Origin of the sequence: Streptomyces sp. NPDC006458 (assembly GCF_040612135.1) — a bacterium.
Taxonomy (GTDB): Bacteria; Actinomycetota; Actinomycetes; order Streptomycetales; family Streptomycetaceae; genus Streptomyces.
In genome coordinates this window covers 73,384-90,498 of record NZ_JBEXPR010000019.1, presented here as the reverse complement: position 1 = coordinate 90,498, position 17,115 = coordinate 73,384, and the positions used below count along the sequence as shown (strand labels likewise).

Below are 17,115 nucleotides of genomic sequence, written 5' to 3'. Positions count from 1 at the left end.
CCCGAGAACCCGGAACCCGCGCGCCGCCATCCCGCACCCCCCGAGCCCGAACCCGACGAGCCCGAACCCGACGAGCCCGAACCCCACGAGCCCGAACCCCTCGAACCCGCGCCCCGCACGTAACCCTCCGTCACAGGACCCCCGCCCCGGCCCCCGCCTACGACAACTCCCCACGCCCCTGCCGCGGCAACCCCAGTTCCGCGGCCACGGTCGAGTTGCAGTACTCCCGCACCGCGCTGGTCCGCGCCACAACGCGCCCCCGGTGGATGACGATCCGGCTGTACGCCAGGGACAGCGCGCCCGACAGCCGGTCGCCGCGCAACGCGAGGAGTTCGGCCGGGAAACCCGCCTCGACCCGGACCTCGGGCAGGCCCAGTACGGCACGGGCGGAGGCGCTGACGGTGTCGTAGGCGTCCTCGGGGCGCAGGCCGTAGCGGGAGGACAGCAGGTACGCGGCCTCCAGAGGGTCGCCGCGGCCCACCGGGTTGGAGACGTCCCGCAGCGCCCCGCTGCCGGCCGCGAGGCGCACCCCGGCCGCGCGCAGCAGGCGCACCGGGGCCGTGCCGCGGCGGTCGACACCCGCGCAGCCGCCCTGCGGCAGGCACACCACGCCGACCCCGGCCGCCGCGAGCTGGTCGGCCGTGCGGGAGGCCGCCTCGGTGGGCAGTCCGGCCAGGCCGGCGCAGGGACTCAGCGTCACGCCGGGCCGCAGTCCGCCGGCCATCGCGGCGAGCCGGGCGAGCCGCGCCGGGTCCACGGCGTCGGTGTGCAGGTCGACCGGGCAGCCGTGCTCGGAGGCGATCTCCAGGACCGCCTCGGCGTAGCCCGTCGGGTCGGGGTCCAGGTCGGGGCAGCCGCCCACCACGGAGGCGCCCATCTTCACCGCGTCCCGCAGCATCGCGAGCCCGTCGGCGCCGGCCACGCCGGTCAGCAGCCGCGGCACGGCCACGGTGGTCAGTTCGGCGAGCCCGTGCAGTGAGCGCCGCGCCTGGAGGACGGCGCCCAGCGCGCCCAGCCCCTGCACGTCGCCCACGCGCACATGGGCGCGCAACGCGGTGGCCCCGTGGCCGAGTTGCAGCAGAGCCGCCTCGGTGGCACGGCGCTGCACGTCGTAGGGGTCGTAGGAGACGGGTCCGTCCTCGTCGGCGGTGAGCGCGGTGTCGCCGTGGGCGTGCGGCTCGGCGGGGGCGGGCAGCAGGAGGTAGCCCCCGAGGTCCACGCGCGCCCCGGAGCCGCGGGCGGTGCCGCCGAGGCTGCCCGCCGTGCCGACGGCCTCGATGCGCCCGCCGCCCAGCCGTACGTCCACGGTCCGGCCGTCGGTCAGCCGGGCCCCGCACAGCAGCAGCGAGTCGGCCTGCCCCGAGGGGCCGGGCGAGGGCGACGAGGGCTGCGGCTGCGGCTGGCTGTCGGGCATCGCACTCCCAGGGCTCGGGACGAAGGCGCTCGGTGCGCAGGACACAGGGCGCGGGACGAAGGCGCTCCCCGCGCGGGACGCGGGGCTCGGGGCGGCGGAGATCAGGAGGCTCACCCCCGGCATCCCCGCGTGACGCGGCAAGATCACACAGAGTGAGTCGAGCCTAGGGCGGCCGTCGTCCCACGGCCGGGAGGAGCGCAATAGTCGTACCGGTGTGGCCCCAGGTGGAAGCGGGTGACGGGTGGGACCCGAAGGGCTGCCGGGAGCGGTGCGGACAGGGGTCGCGAGGCCCCCTGAATACGGATTTGGGTGAACGGCCGCGGACCGTGTAATGTCTTCATCGCTCGCCCCAATAGCTCAGTCGGCAGAGCGTCTCCATGGTAAGGAGAAGGTCAACGGTTCGATTCCGTTTTGGGGCTCTGGTGAGAGAGGTTCCCGTCATAAGACGGGAACTGATCACATCAAAGCGGTGTAGCTCAGTCGGTAGAGCAAGCGGCTCATAATCGCTGTGTCACCGGTTCAAGTCCGGTCACCGCTACTAACAGTAGCCGATTCGGGGGTCGGTCCTTCGATCGGCTACTCTTTCTTGCGTTGAACCAAGCCTATCCGTTCGTCAAGGAGCACTCACGTGGCTGCCACCGACGTCCGCCCGAAGATCACGCTGGCCTGCGTGGAGTGCAAGGAGCGGAACTACATCACCAAGAAGAACCGGCGTAACAACCCGGACCGTCTTGAGATGAAGAAGCACTGCCCGCGTTGCAATGCGCACACCGCGCATCGCGAAACGCGCTGACTCAGTTTCACGTACGAGGCCGCCCCCGCTGTTTCAGGGGGGCGGCCTCGTGCCATTTCGGCCGCACCCGCCGCGGAGCCGCACTGCCGCACAGCGCTTCGGCAGTGACGTCGGGCCGGAGCGGCGACACCTTGTTCGACCACAGCTGAGACCAGGAGGCGCCGATCCCATGGCACTCGACCAGTCCTTCGTGGGGCGCACCTACGCGCCCACCGAGCCCTACGAGGTGGGCCGGGAGAAGATCCGGGAGTTCGCCGAGGCCATCGGTGACTCCCATCCGGTCTACACGGACCCGGAAGCCGCGAAGGCGTTCGGTCACGCCGATGTGATCGCCCCGCCGACCTTCGTGTTCGCGATCACGTTCAAGGCCGCCCGCGACGTCGTCCACGACCCGCAGCTCGGCCTGGACTACGACCGCGTCGTGCACGGCGACCAGAAGTTCGCCTACACCCGCCCGGTGCGCGCCGGTGACCGGCTGACCGTGACCTCGACCATCGAGCGGATCAAGTCGATGGCCGGCAACGACTTCGTGGACATCCGCGGAGAGGTGCACGACGAGGCCGGCGAGCACGTCGTGACGGCCTGGACCAAGCTCGTGGCCCGCGCGGCCGAGGAGGCGTGAGCAGCAGATGACCGCGAAGATCGCCTACGCCGACGTCGAGGTCGGCACCGAACTGCCCGCGCAGACCTTCCCCGTGACGCGCGCCACCCTGGTCCGTTACGCGGGCGCCTCCGGTGACTTCAACCCGATCCACTGGAACGAGAAGTTCGCCCGGGAGGTCGGGCTGCCGGACGTCATCGCGCACGGCATGTTCACCATGGCCGAGGCGGCCCGTGTGGTCACCGACTGGGCCGGTGACCCGGCCGCGGTGCTGGAGTACGGCGTCCGCTTCACCAAGCCCGTGGTCGTCCCCAACGACGAGCGGGGGGCCGAGATCGAGGTCACCGGCAAGGTCGCGGCCAAGCTGGACGACAACACCGTCCGGGTGGACCTCCTCGTGACCAGCGGCGGTGAGAAGGTCCTCGCCATGCCGCGCGCGGTCGTGCGGCTGGCCTGACCGAAGTGCGAAAGCACACGAGGGCAGCGGCACCGAAGCCCCGAAGCGTCTGAGCGCAGAAGCTTCCCGAAAGGGCGTCCTCCCAGGTGAGGGCGCCCTTTCGGTATGGCCGGGGTCTCCGCTTGACTAAGTTAGTGATTGAGTACTAACTTTGCAGCATGGTCAGGATGAGCGCAGAGGAGAGACGCGAGAGCGTCATCCGCGCGGCGACGCTGGAGTTCGCCCGCGGCGGGTACCACGGCACGTCCACCGACACGATCGCCAAGCGCGTAGGCGTCTCGCAGCCGTATCTCTTCCGGCTCTTCCCCGGCAAGAAGGCGATCTTCCTGGCGGCGGCCGAGCGGTGCGTGGAGGACACCATCCGCACCTTCCACGAGGCGGCCGAGGGGCTGGAGGGCGGCGAGGCGCTGCATGCGATGGCCAACGCCTACACCAAGGTGATCGCGGAGCGGCCCGAGCTGCTGATGATGCAGATGCAGATGTACGTCGCCGTGGCCGCCGCCGAGCAGGAGGGCGACCAGGAGCTCGGTGAGGCGGTGCGGGCCGGCTGGACCCGGCTGTGGGACACCGTCCACGGGGCGCTGGGCGCGGAGGTCGACGACACGACGACCTTCCTCGCGCACGGCATGCTCATCAACTGCCTGGTCTCCATGGGCTTCCCGCCAGGGCACCGGGTGTGGGAAGGGCTGTATCCGTCGGCCCGGCTCAAGGGCCGGCTGGAGAAGTAGCGGTCGGAGTGAGGAGGCCAGGGCCTTCTCATGTCCACGAAAGTTAGTCAGTAATAACTAATCAAGAACATCCTCTGGGGGAGCGATGTCACAGCACAGCGAACCGAGCGCCCGGGCAGGAGGAGTCGGCTGGGCCCTCGTCATCACCGGCGTCGCGGGGTTCATGGCAGCCCTCGACAATCTGGTCGTCACCACCGCCCTGCCCTCCATCCGCGAGGACCTCGGCGGCGGGCTGCACGACCTGGAATGGACCGTGAGCGCCTACACGCTCACCTTCGCCGTGCTGCTGATGTTCGGTGCGGCGCTCGGTGACCGCTTCGGCCGCCGCAGGCTCTTCGCCGTCGGGCTCTCGATCTTCACGCTCGCCTCCGCCGCCGCGGCCCTCGCGCCCGGCATCGACTCGCTGATCGCCGCCCGCGCGGTGCAGGGCGTCGGCGCGGCCGTGATGATGCCGCTCACCCTGACCCTGCTCACCGCGGCCGTGCCGGCCGAGAAGCGCGGCATGGCGTACGGCATCTGGGGCGCGGTCAACGGTCTCGCCGTCGCCTCCGGGCCGCTCATCGGCGGTGCGCTCACCGAACACGTGTCCTGGCAGTGGATCTTCTGGCTGAACGTCCCGCTCGGCATCGCCCTGCTGCCGCTCGCCCGGCTGCGGCTGGCCGAGTCGTACGGCAGCGGTGCCCGGCTCGACGTGACCGGCACACTGCTGGCCAGCACCGGACTCTTCGGGATCGTCTACGGCCTGGTCCGCGGCCCGGTCGACGGCTGGACCGGACAGTCCGTCCTGCTCGGCCTGTTCACCGGGTCGGCGCTGCTCGCCGCGTTCGTCCTGCACAGCGGCCGCGCGAAGAACGCCATGCTGCCGATGCGGCTGTTCCGCTCCCGCGCCTTCTCCGGGATCAACGCCGCGAGCATGCTGATGTACCTCGGCATGTTCGGCTCGATCTTCCTGCTCAGCCAGTACCTCCAGGGCGTGCTCGGCTACTCGCCCACCGAGGCGGGCCTGAGGATGCTGCCCTGGACCGGCATGTCCGTGCTCGTCGCGCCCGTCGCCGGCATCCTGTCCGACCGCATCGGCGGCCGCCCGGTCGTCGCCGCCGGTCTCTTCATCCAGGCCACCGGCCTCGCCTACCTCTCCGTCGTGGCCACCGCCGACGCCTCCTACGGCTCCCAGCTGCCCGGCCTGGTGCTCAGCGGCATCGGCATGGCGCTGTTCTTCGCACCCGCCTCCGCCCTGGTCATGGCCAGCGTCACGGCCGAGGAGCAGGGCGTCGCCTCCGGAGCCAACAACGCCCTGCGCGAGGTCGGCGGAGCGCTCGGCATCGCGATCATGTCCTCGATCTTCTCGGCCCAGGGCGGCTACGAGTCCGCCCAGGCCTTCGTCGACGGCCTGCGTCCCGCCATCGCCGTCGGAGCCGCCGTGCTGGCCCTGGCCGGTCTCGCGGCCCTGGCGGTCCCCGCCCGGCGCGGCGCCGTCCTGGCCATGGCCGAGGCGACCGGACCCGAGGAACCGTCGAAGGTCCTCGAAACGACCGCGTCCCGCTGACCGGGCACCGACCGGGAATTCATGATCCCGTCGGACTGTCCGATCCCGTTGACGGGTATCCCGCCGACCGGGACGGCGAAAGTCTCCGGCCCCACGACCAGCCGTCCGTACGACCCGCCCGCTGCCTTCCCCGACCCGCCCCCCAGCTTCCCCCGACCCGCCCCCCAGCTTCCCCCGACCCGCCCCCCAGCTTCCCCCCGACCGGCGACCCGTCTCGCCCCACGTGACAAGGAGCCCGACATGCCCACCCTGCCCTGGACCGTGCCGAACACCCCGCCGCAGGCCACCGAGGCCCATATCTTCGCCTCGCGCTTCGAGACCAAGACCTTCTGGGGCGCGCTCAAGTTCCTCGCCCTTACGCCGGGCGTCTGGCGCCAGGTGAGCAAGGCGCCCGGAGCCTACGGGGCCACCCTCAAGGCGCAGCCCCTGAAGCGCACCTTCTGGACGCTGTCGGCCTGGGAGTCGGCCGACGCCCTCAAGACGTTCGCCCGCTCCGGCACCCACGCCCCCACCTCGCGCGGCCTGGCCACCGAGATGCGGGACGTGAAGTTCGCCACCTGGACCGTGCCGTCCGACAGCCTCCCCATCCGCTGGCCGGACGCCCAGAGCCGCCTGACCAGCTGACCGGCACGCGCGCGTGCAGCACCCGAAGACGGACGGCCCCACCACACAGGCGGGGCCGTCCGTCCGTGTGGCGCGGGCGGCGGGGCACCCCGGCGCGCACCGCGCATCCGCTGTCGTAGGCGTCTCGTAGTCTTGGGCGCGTGCTGGAACTCCACGACGCCCCCCTCGCCCCGCTGACCACCTTCCGGCTGGGCGGCCCCGCCACCCGGCTGGTCACCGCGACGACCGACGCCGAGGTGATCGACGTCGTGCGCGAGGCGGACGCCACCGGCACCCCGCTGCTGGTGATCGGCGGCGGGTCGAACCTGGTCATCGGCGACAAGGGCTTCGCCGGCACCGCCCTGCGCATCGCCACGCGCGGCGTGGAGCTCTGCGGCACCCGGCTGGAGCTGGCCGCGGGCGAGGTGTGGACGGACGCGGTCGCCCGCACGGTCGAGGCCGGCCTCGCGGGCATCGAGTGCCTGGCCGGCATCCCGGGCTCGGCGGGCGCTACGCCGATCCAGAACGTGGGGGCGTACGGCCAGGAGGTCTCCAGGACCGTCACCGAGGTGATCGCCTACGACCGCCGCGCGGGCGAGACGGTCGCGCTCACCAACGCCGAGTGCGCGTTCTCCTACCGGCACAGCCGCTTCAAGGCCGACCCCGAGCGCTATGTCGTCCTGCGCGTCCGCTTCGAGCTGGAGGACGCGGGCGGCCTCTCGGCGCCGATCCGCTACGCCGAGACGGCCCGGGCCCTCGGAGTGGAGCCGGGGGAGAGGGTGCCGCTCGCGGACGCCCGCGAGACGGTGCTGAAGCTGCGGGCGGGCAAGGGCATGGTGCTCGACGCCGAGGACCACGACACCTGGTCCGCCGGGTCGTTCTTCACCAACCCGATCCTCACCGACACCGCCTTCGCCGCCTTCCACGCGCGCGTGCGCGAGCGCCTCGGCGACGGCGTCGAGCCGCCCGCCTACCCGGCGGGGGAGGGGCACACCAAGACCTCCGCGGCCTGGCTGATCGACAAGGCCGGCTTCACCAAGGGCTACGGCTCCGGCCCGGCCCGTATCTCCACCAAGCACACCCTCGCCCTCACCAACCGCGGCGAGGCCACCACCGAGGACCTGCTGACCCTCGCCCGCGAGGTCGTCGCCGGAGTGCGCGAGGCCTTCGGCATCACCCTCGTCAACGAGCCGGTGACGGTCGGCGTCAGCCTGTAGCCGCAGGTCGCCGGGGGTCACTCGCGTGCGCGCGCCCTCGGGGAGCGCAGGGGGCCGACCTCCGTCGCGCCAGAGGAGGCGCATCGGGTTGGGGCACCCGTGCGGGGCGCAGGACGACGTCGTACGGCCGTGATCGCGGTCGTCATCGCCATGGCGGCCGCGCTCGCCACCGGGTGCGGCGGACGCGCCGAGGACACCGACGGCCCAGGCACCACCGGCGCCGAGGGGTACGCGACGGTCGCGAGCATCGCCGAGTCGATCGCCCCGGACGGCACCACCGTCCGCGTCAGCTCCGAGGGGCCAGGACCACCGTGCATCTCTACGACGACATGCGCCGCCCGGTGTGCGGGCGGTTCGAGACCCAGGGCAGCGGCGAGGCCCTGGTCACGACCGGCCACGTCAGGGTCGAGTACGCACTCGCCTCCGGGTGGGTGGCCACGGCTCCGAGAAGGCCGCCGACGCCCTGCGGGCCGCCCCGGACCGGGGACGGTTCGTCGAGCACCACGAGGTCCTCTACGCCCACCAGCCCGACGGCGGGAAGCCGACCCTGCCGCTCAGCGGTCTGTGACCCTCAGCCGGTCAGCCAGTCGTCCACCCCCGCCAGCAGCTTCGCCTTCGTCTTCTCCGGCGCAGCCGAGGCGCGCACCGACTGACGGGCCAGTTCCGCCAGCTCCTGGTCGGTGAAGTCGTGGTGCCGGCGGGCGATGTCGTACTGGGCGGCGAGACGGGAGCCGAACAGCAGCGGGTCGTCGGCGCCCAGCGCGAGCGGGACCCCGGCCTCGAACAGGCGACGCAGGGGTACGTCCTCGGGCTTCTCGTAGACGCCCAGGGCCACATTGGACGCCGGGCACACCTCGCAGGTCACGCCCCGGTCGGCGAGGCGCTTCAGCAGCCGCGGGTCCTCCGCCGCCCGCACCCCGTGCCCGATCCGGTCGGCGTGCAGATCGTCCAGGCAGTCGCGGACCGAGGCCGGGCCGGTCAGCTCGCCGCCGTGCGGGGCCGACAGCAGGCCGCCCTCCCGCGCGATGTGGAAGGCGCGGTCGAAGTCCCGTGCCATGCCCCGGCGTTCGTCGTTCGACAGCCCGAAGCCGACCACGCCGCGGTCGGCGTACCGCACCGCGAGCCGGGCCAGCATGCGCGCGTCCAGCGGATGCTTCATCCGGTTCGCGGCGACCAGCACCCGCATGCCGAGCCCGGTGTCCCGCGAGGTCGTCTCCACCGCGTCCAGGATGATCTCCAGCGCCGGGATCAGCCCGCCCAGCCGCGGCGCGTACGAGGTCGGGTCGACCTGGATCTCCAGCCAGCCCGAACCGTCCCGGACGTCCTCCTCGGCCGCCTCGCGCACCAGCCGCTGGATGTCCTCGGGTTCTCTGAGGCAGGAGCGGGCCGCGTCGTACAGCCGCTGGAAGCGGAACCAGCCGCGTTCGTCCGTCGCCCGCAGCTGCGGCGGCTCCCCGCTGGTAAGCGCCTCCGTCAGGGCCTCCGGCAGGCGCACGCCGTGCTTGTCGGCCAGCTCCAGCACGGTACCCGGCCGCATCGAGCCGGTGAAATGCAGGTGCAGATGGGCCTTCGGCAGTTCAGAGACATCACGTACACGCTCCATTCGCCGATCCTGCCGTACGCCGTGCATGTCCCGGTAGCGGTTTCCCCCTATGAGGTCCTGCCCGCACAAAGAAACAGGGCCCCGCCGGATCGGCGGGGCCCCGCGAAGAAGGGAACGTCAGTCCCTGGCCTCCGCCAGCAGCTTCTGGACGCGCGAGACGCCCTCGACGAGGTCCTCGTCACCGAGCGCGTACGACAGACGCAGGTAGCCCGGAGTGCCGAAGGCCTCGCCCGGGACGACCGCGACCTCGGCCTCCTCCAGGATCAGCGCGGCCAGCTCGACCGTGTCCTGCGGGCGCTTGCCGCGGATCTCCTTGCCGACCAGACCCTTGACCGACGGGTAGGCGTAGAAGGCGCCCTCGGGCTCGGGGCAGTACACGCCCTCGATCTCGTTGAGCATCCGCACGATCGTCTTGCGGCGGCGGTCGAAGGCCTCCTTCATCTTCTCGACGGCCGACAGGTCGCCGGAGACGGCCGCGAGGGCGGCGACCTGGGCCACGTTGGAGACGTTGGAGGTGGCGTGCGACTGGAGGTTGGTCGCGGCCTTGACCACGTCCTTCGGGCCGATGACCCAGCCCACGCGCCAGCCCGTCATGGCGTACGTCTTGGCGACACCGTTGACCACGATGCACTTGTCGGCCAGCTCCGGCACGACCACCGGCAGGGAGTGGAACTCCGCGTCGCCGTACACCAGGTGCTCGTAGATCTCGTCGGTCAGGACCCACAGGCCGTGGTCCGCGGCCCAGCGGCCGATCTCCTCGATCTGCTCGCGGGTGTAGACCGCGCCGGTCGGGTTGGAGGGGGAGACGAAGAGCAGGACCTTGGTGTTCTCGGTGCGGGCCGCCTCCAGCTGCTCCACGCTCACGCGGTAGCCGGTCGTCTCGTCCGCGACGACCTCGACGGGGACGCCGTCGGCCAGCCGGATCGACTCCGGGTAGGTCGTCCAGTACGGGGCCGGGACGATGACCTCGTCGCCCGGGTCGAGGATCGCGGCGAACGCCTCGTAGATGGCCTGCTTGCCGCCGTTGGTGACGAGGACCTGGGAGGCCTCCACCTGGTAGCCGGAGTCCCGCAGCGTCTTGGCGGCGATGGCCTCCTTCAGCTCGGGCAGACCGCCGGCCGGCGTGTAGCGGTGGTACTTCGGGTTCTTGCAGGCCTCGACGGCCGCCTCGACGATGTAGTCGGGGGTCGGGAAGTCCGGCTCACCCGCGCCGAAGCCGATCACCGGACGCCCGGCGGCCTTGAGGGCCTTGGCCTTGGCGTCCACGGCAAGGGTGGCGGACTCGGAGATCGCGCCGACGCGGGCGGAGACCCGGCGCTCGGTGGGAGGGGTTGCAGCGCTCATGGGGCCCATCGTTCCAGACCCGAAACCCGCCCGGCACACGGGTTTCACGTACTGAACCGTGGTGGACCGCCGTGTGAACAGTTGTCCGGACGCCACGGTGGTGGAAGTCGGGCCGTGGCGGCCGTGCCGGGTGATCTTCCGGCTGACTTCCGGCGATCTTTCGCGTTCCAGGCCCCCACGGAGCGCTTTCTGTTCGACGACCGGCTCAGGACCACGTACACTCACACCTCGTTGGCCTTCAGCGGCCCGCACCGCACGCGGCGCACACCTTGCACCCGTCCGGATGCGGTACGTTGGGGGACACGTGAAGGGTCGTAGCTCAATTGGTAGAGCACCGGTCTCCAAAACCGGCGGTTGGGGGTTCAAGTCCCTCCGGCCCTGCTACACACTCCGCCAGGATGTGTGCGCAGGTACGTACAGCATTGCACTCGCCGTGCGGCTCAGACCGGGCGCGGCACGGCCACGACCCGGGACCAGGTGAGGACGAATGACGGACGCCGTGGGCTCCCTCGACACGCCTGATGCCCAGGACGAGGTGCCTGAGTCCAACAAGAAGGCGCGCAAGGGCGGCAAGCGCGCCAAGAAGGGCCCGCTGAAGCGTCTCGCGCTCTTCTACCGCCAGATCGTCGCGGAACTCCGCAAGGTGGTCTGGCCCTCACGTAACCAGCTGACCACGTACACGACCGTCGTGATCGTGTTCGTGCTCATCATGATCGGCCTGGTCACCGTGATTGACTATGGACTCGACCACGCAGCCAAGTACGTCTTCGGCTGAGCCAAGAGCGAAGGGCGCCGCGGTTACCGGCGCCCCTTTCGCATGTTCCACCCCTATGTATCCAGGAAGAAGCAGCCACCGTGTCTGACCAGAACCTGAACGACGCCATCGAGCCCGATGAGTCGGTGGACGACGAGCTCGACATCGTCGAGGGCGCGGACGAGGACCTGGACGAGTTCGAGGCTGCCGATGCCGAGGCGGGCGAGGCCGCCGAGGAAGCCGCTCTGCACGTCGAGGACGTCGAGGACGACGAGGACGAGGACGACACCGCGGAGGCGGAGGCCGACGAGGCCGATGCAGCCGAGGAAGAGGCCGAGGCCGAGGAGGCCGAGCCCGTCGACCCCATCACCGCCCTGCGCGAGGAGCTGCGCACCCTGCCCGGCGAGTGGTACGTCATCCACACCTACGCCGGCTACGAGAACCGCGTGAAGACCAACCTGGAGCAGCGCGCGGTCTCCCTGAACGTCGAGGACTACATCTTCCAGGCCGAGGTGCCGCAGGAAGAGGTCGTCCAGATCAAGAACGGCGACCGCAAGACGATCCGTCAGAACAAGCTCCCCGGCTACGTGCTGGTGCGCATGGACCTGACGAACGAGTCCTGGGGCGTCGTCCGCAACACCCCCGGCGTCACCGGCTTCGTGGGCAACGCCTACGACCCGTACCCGCTGACCCTGGACGAGATCGTCAAGATGCTCGCCCCGGAGGCCGAGGAGAAGGCGGCGCGCGAGGCTGCCGAGGCCGAGGGCAAGCCGGCGCCGCAGCGCAAGGTCGAGGTCCAGGTCCTGGACTTCGAGGTCGGCGACTCGGTCACCGTCACCGACGGCCCGTTCGCCACGCTCCAGGCCACGATCAACGAGATCAACGCCGACTCCAAGAAGGTCAAGGGCCTGGTGGAGATCTTCGGCCGCGAGACGCCGGTCGAGCTGAGCTTCGACCAGATCCAGAAGAACTGACCCCTTCTGGGCACGACACTTCCGAACAGGTCGGACGAGCCGTCTAGGCTCGTCTGACCTGCTCGGTTTTTGGCCGCGCATCCATACCCGTTATCGTTGTGCGGTATGCCTGCGTCCGGGTGATTCCCGCACACGGGCAGGACCCGAATCGAAAGGACCCGGAGAGCTATGCCTCCCAAGAAGAAGAAGGTCACGGGGCTCATCAAGCTCCAGATCAACGCCGGTGCGGCGAACCCGGCCCCGCCGGTCGGCCCCGCGCTCGGTCAGCACGGCGTCAACATCATGGAGTTCTGCAAGGCCTACAACGCCGCGACCGAGTCGCAGCGTGGCTGGGTCATCCCGGTGGAGATCACGGTCTACGAGGACCGCTCCTTCACCTTCGTCACCAAGACCCCGCCGGCCGCGAAGATGATCCTCAAGGCCGCGGGTGTGGAGAAGGGCTCCGGCGAGCCGCACAAGACCAAGGTCGCCAAGATCACCGAGGCGCAGGTCCGCGAGATCGCCACCACCAAGATGCCCGACCTCAACGCCAACGACCTGGACGCCGCCGCGAAGATCATCGCCGGCACCGCCCGTTCCATGGGCATCACGGTCGAGGGCTGACCCCCAACCTTCCAGCAGAAGTGGTGGGGCCTGCTCGGCCCGGACCACGACTCCTAAGAAAACCCCAGGAGCAGTAGTGAGCAAGCGCAGCAAGTCTCTCCGCGCTGCGGACGCCAAGATCGACCGGGATAAGCTCTACGCCCCGCTCGAGGCCGTCCGTCTCGCCAAGGAGACCTCCACGACCAAGTTCGACGGCACCGTCGAGGTCGCCTTCCGTCTGGGTGTCGACCCGCGCAAGGCCGACCAGATGGTCCGTGGCACCGTGAACCTCCCGCACGGCACCGGTAAGACCGCCCGGGTCCTGGTCTTCGCGACCGGTGACCGTGCCGAGGCCGCTCGTGCCGCGGGCGCCGACATCGTCGGCGCCGATGAACTCATCGACGAGGTGTCGAAGGGCCGTCTGGACTTCGACGCCGTCGTCGCCACCCCGGACCTCATGGGCAAGGTCGGCCGCCTCGGCCGCGTCCTCGGCCCCCGTGGTCTGATGCCGAACCCGAAGACCGGCACCGTCACCCCCGACACCGCCAAGGCCGTCACCGAGATCAAGGGCGGCAAGATCGAGTTCCGCGTCGACAAGCACTCGAACCTGCACTTCATCATCGGCAAGACGTCGTTCGACGACACCAAGCTGGTGGAGAACTACGGCGCGGCCCTGGAGGAGATCCTCCGTCTGAAGCCGTCCGCCGCCAAGGGCCGCTACATCAGGAAGGCCGCCATCAGCACCACGATGGGCCCCGGCATTCCGGTCGACTCGAACCGCACCCGCAACCTCCTCGTCGAGGAGGACCCGGCAGCTGTCTGACCGGGCCGAGCCCCCGAGGCTCGCTGAAGTCGGTTCACGGGCCCCGCACCTGCTCTCAGGTGCGGGGCCCGTTCCCGTTCCAGGAACCCGCGCCTCGGCGAGCCCGTTCTCGCTCCAGACGCCTGCGCTAGCGTGCGGGCAGCCGACCGGCACGGGGGAGGACGCATGACCGGCAGGACCAGGCGGGGCCGGGTGCTGCTCGGGGCCCTGCTGCTCGCGGGCGCGGCCGGGTGCACCGGCGCCGGCGACCCGGCGCCACAGGCCACCGAGCGCCGTACGGCCACAGCGCAGCCCGCCGCGGTCGCCGCGCTGCGGGCCGCCGAGCGGGCCACCGGACGGGCCGGTTCGGCGCGCGTGGAGTCCAGCACGGCCCTGGGCACGGACGTCTCCATGACCTCGGCCGGCACGCTCGCCTGGGACGGCGGCCTCACCGGCGCCCTCACCATCACCTACACCGGCGGCAGCATCGCCGAGACGATGCGCGCCCTGGGCACCACCTCGATGCAGGCCCGCTATCTGCCCGACGCGTACTACGCGCGCATGGGGGACGCCTTCGCCGCCAAGGCCGGTGGCCGGCACTGGATCCGCTACGCCTGGGACGACCTGGCCGGGCTCGGCGGGGCCTCCGGCGCCTATCTCGCCGAGCAGATCCGCGAGGCCGCCCCGCAGCAGGCCGTGAAGCTGGTACTGGCCGCCGGGGACGTGCGCCGGGTCGCGGTGGAGACGGTCCGCGGCGAGCGCACCACCCGCTACAGGGGGACGGCACGCGCCGCCGAGGTCACCGACCCCGGACTGCGCGAGCGTCTGAGGCGGGCCGGTGTCACCGAGCAGACCGTCGACGTATGGGTCGACGGCGAGGGGCTGCTGGTCAAGAAGGTCGAGCAGGACCGCACGGCGACCGGGCGGGTCACCCAGACGTGCTTCTACGGCGACTACGGCGTGCGGGTGAGCGTGGCGCCGCCCCCGCCAGGCGACACCCAGGACTTCAAGGACCTGATGACACCGGGCCCGGCCGCCTCCTGAGGCCGGGAACAATTCGGAGGCCCCGGCCGGAGCCCTCGGCTACGCTCCGACGCGGACTGTGTATCTGCCATCTTTTCCGTGGGGGGAATCCATGGCCCTTTCCGTACGTACGCGTGGCGGGACCGTGGCCGCGGGGCTCGCGGCGGTGCTGCTGGCCGGCGCGGTCGGCTGTTCCGCGGGCACCGACGAGTCGCCGGAGATGGAGCCGGCCGCGGCCGTCGCCGCGGCCGCGAGGAACGCCGACGACATCAAGACCTTCGAGTACCGCATGAAGGGCTCCGTGCCCGGCCAGGGCAAGGTCACGGGGACCGCGTCGATGAGCGTCGAGCCGCTCGCGATGAGCATGCGGATGACGGTCGACGGCGCGACGGCCGAGGAGAGCGGCGAGGTCGAGATCCGGCTCGTCGGCAAGGCGATGTACCTGGGCGGGGGAGCCGAGGCCGCCGAGGAGATGGACGGCCGGAGCTGGCTGAAGTTCGACATGTCCGCTCTGGACCAGGCGGGCGGCGCGGACTCCGCCGGGCTCGGCGCGGCCCAGGCCGAGCGGAACCCGGCCGCGGAGTCGGCGTTCATGACCGGCGCCGAGGACGTGGAGAAGGTCGGCACCGAGAGCGTCGACGGGGTGCGGACCACGCACTACCGCGGCACGGTGAGCCTCGACGACCTGCGGGCCGGGCTGAAGGACGAGGACGCCCGGACCCGGGAGCGGCGGGAGAGCAGCATCGACCGCTACGAGGACCTCGGTGTCGAGACGATGACGATGGACATGTGGGTGGACGGCGAGCACCACACCAAGCAGTTCCGCATGCGTGGTGACGCCGACCAGGGCCCGCTGGACCTGACCATCACCTTCCTCGCCGTCAACGAGCCGGTGAAGGTGACCGCCCCGCCCGCGAAGGACACCATGGACCTCGCCGAGATGATGGGTGAGCTGGGCGAGAGCTGAGCCCCCGGGACCGCGTACGACGATCCCGTACGACCGGATTTGCCTGTGGGCGATCCGGTCACGTACTCTCCTCAAGAAGCCAAAGACCGCTGGTCGTTGCCGTGCGCTCGCGAGAGGGCGCGGTGGCCGAAGGATCCGCTGTAAATGCGGGCGACCCGCGCAGGTGACTGTGGAAGAACTCCCGGAGTGCACGCGCAAGCCGTGCGCAACCGGTCGAGTCCGCCCCGTGCGCCTGCGCCGGGGCGTTTCGTTTTCCCCAGTCCTCCTTCGGGTCCGCGCGGTCCGAATCACCCGGAAGGAGGCCGAGGCTCTATGGCGAGGCCCGACAAGGCTGCCGCGGTTGCCGAGCTGACGGACAAGTTCCGTAGCTCGAACGCCGCCGTGCTGACCGAGTACCGCGGTCTCACCGTGGCGCAGCTCAAGACGCTGCGTCGTTCGCTCGGTGAGAACGCCCAGTACGCCGTGGTGAAGAACACGCTGACCAAGATTGCGGCCAACGAGGCCGGGATCACGCTGGACGACCAGCTCTTCGCTGGTCCGACGGCCGTCGCCTTCGTCACCGGTGACCCGGTGGAGTCGGCGAAGGGTCTGCGTGACTTCGCCAAGGACAACCCGAACCTCATCATCAAGGGCGGTGTCCTTGACGGTAAGGCGCTGTCCGCCGATGAGATCAAGAAGCTCGCGGACCTCGAGTCCCGCGAGGTTCTGCTCGCCAAGCTGGCGGGCGCCATGAAGGGCAAGCAGACGCAGGCTGCGCAGCTCTTCCAGGCGCTTCCGACGAAGCTCGTCCGCACCGTGGACGCCCTTCGCGCCAAGCAGGACGAGCAGGGCGGTGCCGAGTAATTCGGCTCGCATCATGATCGCCGCCTGACGGCAGCGGTCGTAGCGGGCCGAACGTACGCCCGCCATTCATGTACATCCGGCACCCGCCGAATTAGTGGAAGGAAAGCCATCATGGCTCTCACCCAGGACGAACTGCTCGCCGAGTTCGAGTCGATGACCCTGATCCAGCTCTCCGAGTTCGTGAAGGCGTTCGAGGAGAAGTTCGACGTCACCGCCGCCGCCGCGGCCGTCGTCGCCGCCCCGGGTGCCCCGGGCGCCCCGGTCGAGGTCGTCGAGGAGAAGGACGAGTTCGACGTCGTCCTCACCGGCGCCGGCGAGAAGAAGATCCAGGTCATCAAGGTCGTGCGCGAGCTCACCTCCCTGGGCCTGAAGGAGGCCAAGGACCTGGTCGACGGCACCCCGAAGCCGGTCCTGGAGAAGGTCAACAAGGAGGCCGCTGACAAGGCCGCCGAGGCCCTCAAGGGCGCCGGTGCCTCCGTCGAGGTCAAGTAAGACCTTCACGGGTCCGCCAGGGACTCATGCGAGCTGATTGCGGCCCGAGAGGGCTGTAACGCTGACGCACCGAAGAGCGATCATCCATCCGGGTGGTCGCTCTTCGGCGTTCCCGGAGGGGCGGTCGCGGTTGCCTTGCACCCGGTACGGCGGGCGGTATGGTGATCTTCGTCGTGTCTTCGAACGTCCTGGTTCCGGCCAGGGGGCCTTGACGAACCGCACGCAGCGCGCAATTCTCAGGACGCGTCGTCACAACGGTCCGAATCCGAGGCATGGATCGACGGCGAAGAGGGCAGTATCAACGTGCGTTGAGGGCGTGGCCTTGTCGCAGGGGTTGAGAACAACGAGGGTTCGCGAAAACCCGCACTGGAC

At 70.6% G+C, this 17,115-nt stretch carries 19 protein-coding genes and 3 tRNA genes; 19 read left to right on the top strand and 3 right to left on the bottom strand.

From position 1 onward, the window contains the following. Positions 1-157: 157 nt before the first annotated feature. Positions 158-1,414: a hydrolase gene (locus ABZZ79_RS25175; protein ID WP_356692235.1), complete on the bottom strand. Its 1,257-nt coding sequence runs from the start codon at positions 1,412-1,414 to the stop codon at positions 158-160. Between the two features lie 346 nt (positions 1,415-1,760). Between ABZZ79_RS25175 and ABZZ79_RS25170 the strand changes: the two genes are divergently transcribed. The 10 genes from ABZZ79_RS25170 (at position 1,761) to ABZZ79_RS25125 (ending at position 7,927) form a co-directional block, all read left to right on the top strand. Beyond that, a tRNA-Thr gene (locus ABZZ79_RS25170) sits at positions 1,761-1,833 on the top strand. Between the two features lie 46 nt (positions 1,834-1,879). Further along, a tRNA-Met gene (locus ABZZ79_RS25165) sits at positions 1,880-1,952 on the top strand. A gap of 90 nt (positions 1,953-2,042) precedes the next feature. Beyond that, a complete protein-coding gene (gene rpmG, locus ABZZ79_RS25160) occupies positions 2,043-2,207 on the top strand; it encodes a 50S ribosomal protein L33 (protein WP_003948671.1) in 165 nt (54 codons plus the stop codon). Between the two features lie 169 nt (positions 2,208-2,376). Continuing rightward, a complete protein-coding gene (locus tag ABZZ79_RS25155) occupies positions 2,377-2,829 on the top strand; it encodes a MaoC family dehydratase N-terminal domain-containing protein (RefSeq protein ID WP_356692233.1) in 453 nt (150 codons plus the stop codon). 7 nt (positions 2,830-2,836) lie between these two features. After that, positions 2,837-3,265: a MaoC family dehydratase gene (locus ABZZ79_RS25150; RefSeq protein WP_356692231.1), complete on the top strand. Its 429-nt coding sequence runs from the start codon at positions 2,837-2,839 to the stop codon at positions 3,263-3,265. Between the two features lie 158 nt (positions 3,266-3,423). Continuing rightward, the gene (locus tag ABZZ79_RS25145; protein ID WP_356692229.1) at positions 3,424-3,993 is read left to right on the top strand and encodes a TetR/AcrR family transcriptional regulator; all 570 of its coding nucleotides are present in this window, start codon (positions 3,424-3,426) and stop codon (positions 3,991-3,993) included. An 85-nt stretch (positions 3,994-4,078) separates the two neighbouring features. Next, complete coding sequence (locus tag ABZZ79_RS25140) at positions 4,079-5,539, top strand: MFS transporter (protein WP_356692227.1); 1,461 nt, start codon at positions 4,079-4,081, stop codon at positions 5,537-5,539. A 240-nt stretch (positions 5,540-5,779) separates the two neighbouring features. Then, the gene (locus ABZZ79_RS25135) at positions 5,780-6,163 is read left to right on the top strand and encodes a DUF3291 domain-containing protein (protein ID WP_356692225.1); all 384 of its coding nucleotides are present in this window, start codon (positions 5,780-5,782) and stop codon (positions 6,161-6,163) included. A 140-nt stretch (positions 6,164-6,303) separates the two neighbouring features. Next, positions 6,304-7,359 carry a UDP-N-acetylmuramate dehydrogenase gene (locus ABZZ79_RS25130; protein WP_356692223.1) on the top strand — a complete coding sequence of 352 codons (1,056 nt, stop codon included), beginning with the start codon at positions 6,304-6,306 and terminating at the stop codon, positions 7,357-7,359. Positions 7,360-7,786: 427 nt separating this feature from the next. Beyond that, positions 7,787-7,927 carry a hypothetical protein gene (locus ABZZ79_RS25125; protein ID WP_356692221.1) on the top strand — a complete coding sequence of 47 codons (141 nt, stop codon included), beginning with the start codon at positions 7,787-7,789 and terminating at the stop codon, positions 7,925-7,927. Positions 7,928-7,930: 3 nt separating this feature from the next. Here the strand turns inward: ABZZ79_RS25125 and ABZZ79_RS25120 are convergent, their stop codons facing one another. Both ABZZ79_RS25120 and ABZZ79_RS25115 read right to left on the bottom strand, forming a co-directional pair. Next, positions 7,931-8,962 (bottom strand): adenosine deaminase, encoded by a 1,032-nt coding sequence (locus ABZZ79_RS25120; RefSeq protein ID WP_356692219.1) that lies wholly within the window; start codon positions 8,960-8,962, stop codon positions 7,931-7,933. 117 nt (positions 8,963-9,079) lie between these two features. Next, entirely contained in the window at positions 9,080-10,306 is a 1,227-nt protein-coding gene (locus ABZZ79_RS25115; protein ID WP_356692217.1) for a pyridoxal phosphate-dependent aminotransferase, read from the bottom strand. A gap of 308 nt (positions 10,307-10,614) precedes the next feature. Between ABZZ79_RS25115 and ABZZ79_RS25110 the strand changes: the two genes are divergently transcribed. The 9 genes from ABZZ79_RS25110 (at position 10,615) to rplL (ending at position 16,743) form a co-directional block, all read left to right on the top strand. Beyond that, a tRNA-Trp gene (locus ABZZ79_RS25110) sits at positions 10,615-10,687 on the top strand. 106 nt (positions 10,688-10,793) lie between these two features. Then, a complete protein-coding gene (gene secE, locus ABZZ79_RS25105; protein ID WP_356692215.1) occupies positions 10,794-11,081 on the top strand; it encodes a preprotein translocase subunit SecE in 288 nt (95 codons plus the stop codon). Between the two features lie 80 nt (positions 11,082-11,161). Beyond that, positions 11,162-12,034: a transcription termination/antitermination protein NusG gene (nusG, locus tag ABZZ79_RS25100; RefSeq protein WP_356692213.1), complete on the top strand. Its 873-nt coding sequence runs from the start codon at positions 11,162-11,164 to the stop codon at positions 12,032-12,034. A 168-nt stretch (positions 12,035-12,202) separates the two neighbouring features. After that, a complete protein-coding gene (rplK, locus tag ABZZ79_RS25095; protein WP_037627044.1) occupies positions 12,203-12,637 on the top strand; it encodes a 50S ribosomal protein L11 in 435 nt (144 codons plus the stop codon). Positions 12,638-12,713: 76 nt separating this feature from the next. After that, complete coding sequence (rplA, locus tag ABZZ79_RS25090; protein WP_356692211.1) at positions 12,714-13,439, top strand: 50S ribosomal protein L1; 726 nt, start codon at positions 12,714-12,716, stop codon at positions 13,437-13,439. Positions 13,440-13,604: 165 nt separating this feature from the next. Continuing rightward, complete coding sequence (locus ABZZ79_RS25085) at positions 13,605-14,462, top strand: hypothetical protein (protein WP_356692209.1); 858 nt, start codon at positions 13,605-13,607, stop codon at positions 14,460-14,462. A 91-nt stretch (positions 14,463-14,553) separates the two neighbouring features. After that, positions 14,554-15,408, top strand: coding sequence for a DUF1396 domain-containing protein (locus ABZZ79_RS25080; protein ID WP_356692207.1), 855 nt, complete (start codon positions 14,554-14,556; stop codon positions 15,406-15,408). Positions 15,409-15,720: 312 nt separating this feature from the next. Beyond that, positions 15,721-16,251, top strand: a complete 531-nt coding sequence (gene rplJ, locus ABZZ79_RS25075) for a 50S ribosomal protein L10 (protein ID WP_356692205.1) — start codon at positions 15,721-15,723, stop codon at positions 16,249-16,251. A gap of 108 nt (positions 16,252-16,359) precedes the next feature. Further along, positions 16,360-16,743, top strand: a complete 384-nt coding sequence (gene rplL / locus ABZZ79_RS25070) for a 50S ribosomal protein L7/L12 (RefSeq protein ID WP_356692390.1) — start codon at positions 16,360-16,362, stop codon at positions 16,741-16,743. The last annotated feature ends 372 nt before the right edge of the window (positions 16,744-17,115 follow it).

Coding starts and splice junctions, on each gene's coding strand:
- rplK (WP_037627044.1), top strand. CDS start 12,203: ATGCCTCCCAAGAAGAAGAAGGTCACGGGGCTCATCAAGCTCCAGATC.
- ABZZ79_RS25145 (WP_356692229.1), top strand. CDS start 3,424: ATGGTCAGGATGAGCGCAGAGGAGAGACGCGAGAGCGTCATCCGCGCG.
- ABZZ79_RS25175 (WP_356692235.1), bottom strand. CDS start 1,414: ATGCCCGACAGCCAGCCGCAGCCGCAGCCCTCGTCGCCCTCGCCCGGC.
- ABZZ79_RS25080 (WP_356692207.1), top strand. CDS start 14,554: ATGGCCCTTTCCGTACGTACGCGTGGCGGGACCGTGGCCGCGGGGCTC.
- ABZZ79_RS25120 (WP_356692219.1), bottom strand. CDS start 8,962: ATGGAGCGTGTACGTGATGTCTCTGAACTGCCGAAGGCCCATCTGCAC.
- ABZZ79_RS25135 (WP_356692225.1), top strand. CDS start 5,780: ATGCCCACCCTGCCCTGGACCGTGCCGAACACCCCGCCGCAGGCCACC.
- secE (WP_356692215.1), top strand. CDS start 10,794: ATGACGGACGCCGTGGGCTCCCTCGACACGCCTGATGCCCAGGACGAG.
- ABZZ79_RS25085 (WP_356692209.1), top strand. CDS start 13,605: ATGACCGGCAGGACCAGGCGGGGCCGGGTGCTGCTCGGGGCCCTGCTG.
- ABZZ79_RS25150 (WP_356692231.1), top strand. CDS start 2,837: ATGACCGCGAAGATCGCCTACGCCGACGTCGAGGTCGGCACCGAACTG.
- ABZZ79_RS25140 (WP_356692227.1), top strand. CDS start 4,079: ATGTCACAGCACAGCGAACCGAGCGCCCGGGCAGGAGGAGTCGGCTGG.
- ABZZ79_RS25155 (WP_356692233.1), top strand. CDS start 2,377: ATGGCACTCGACCAGTCCTTCGTGGGGCGCACCTACGCGCCCACCGAG.
- ABZZ79_RS25115 (WP_356692217.1), bottom strand. CDS start 10,306: ATGAGCGCTGCAACCCCTCCCACCGAGCGCCGGGTCTCCGCCCGCGTC.
- rplJ (WP_356692205.1), top strand. CDS start 15,721: ATGGCGAGGCCCGACAAGGCTGCCGCGGTTGCCGAGCTGACGGACAAG.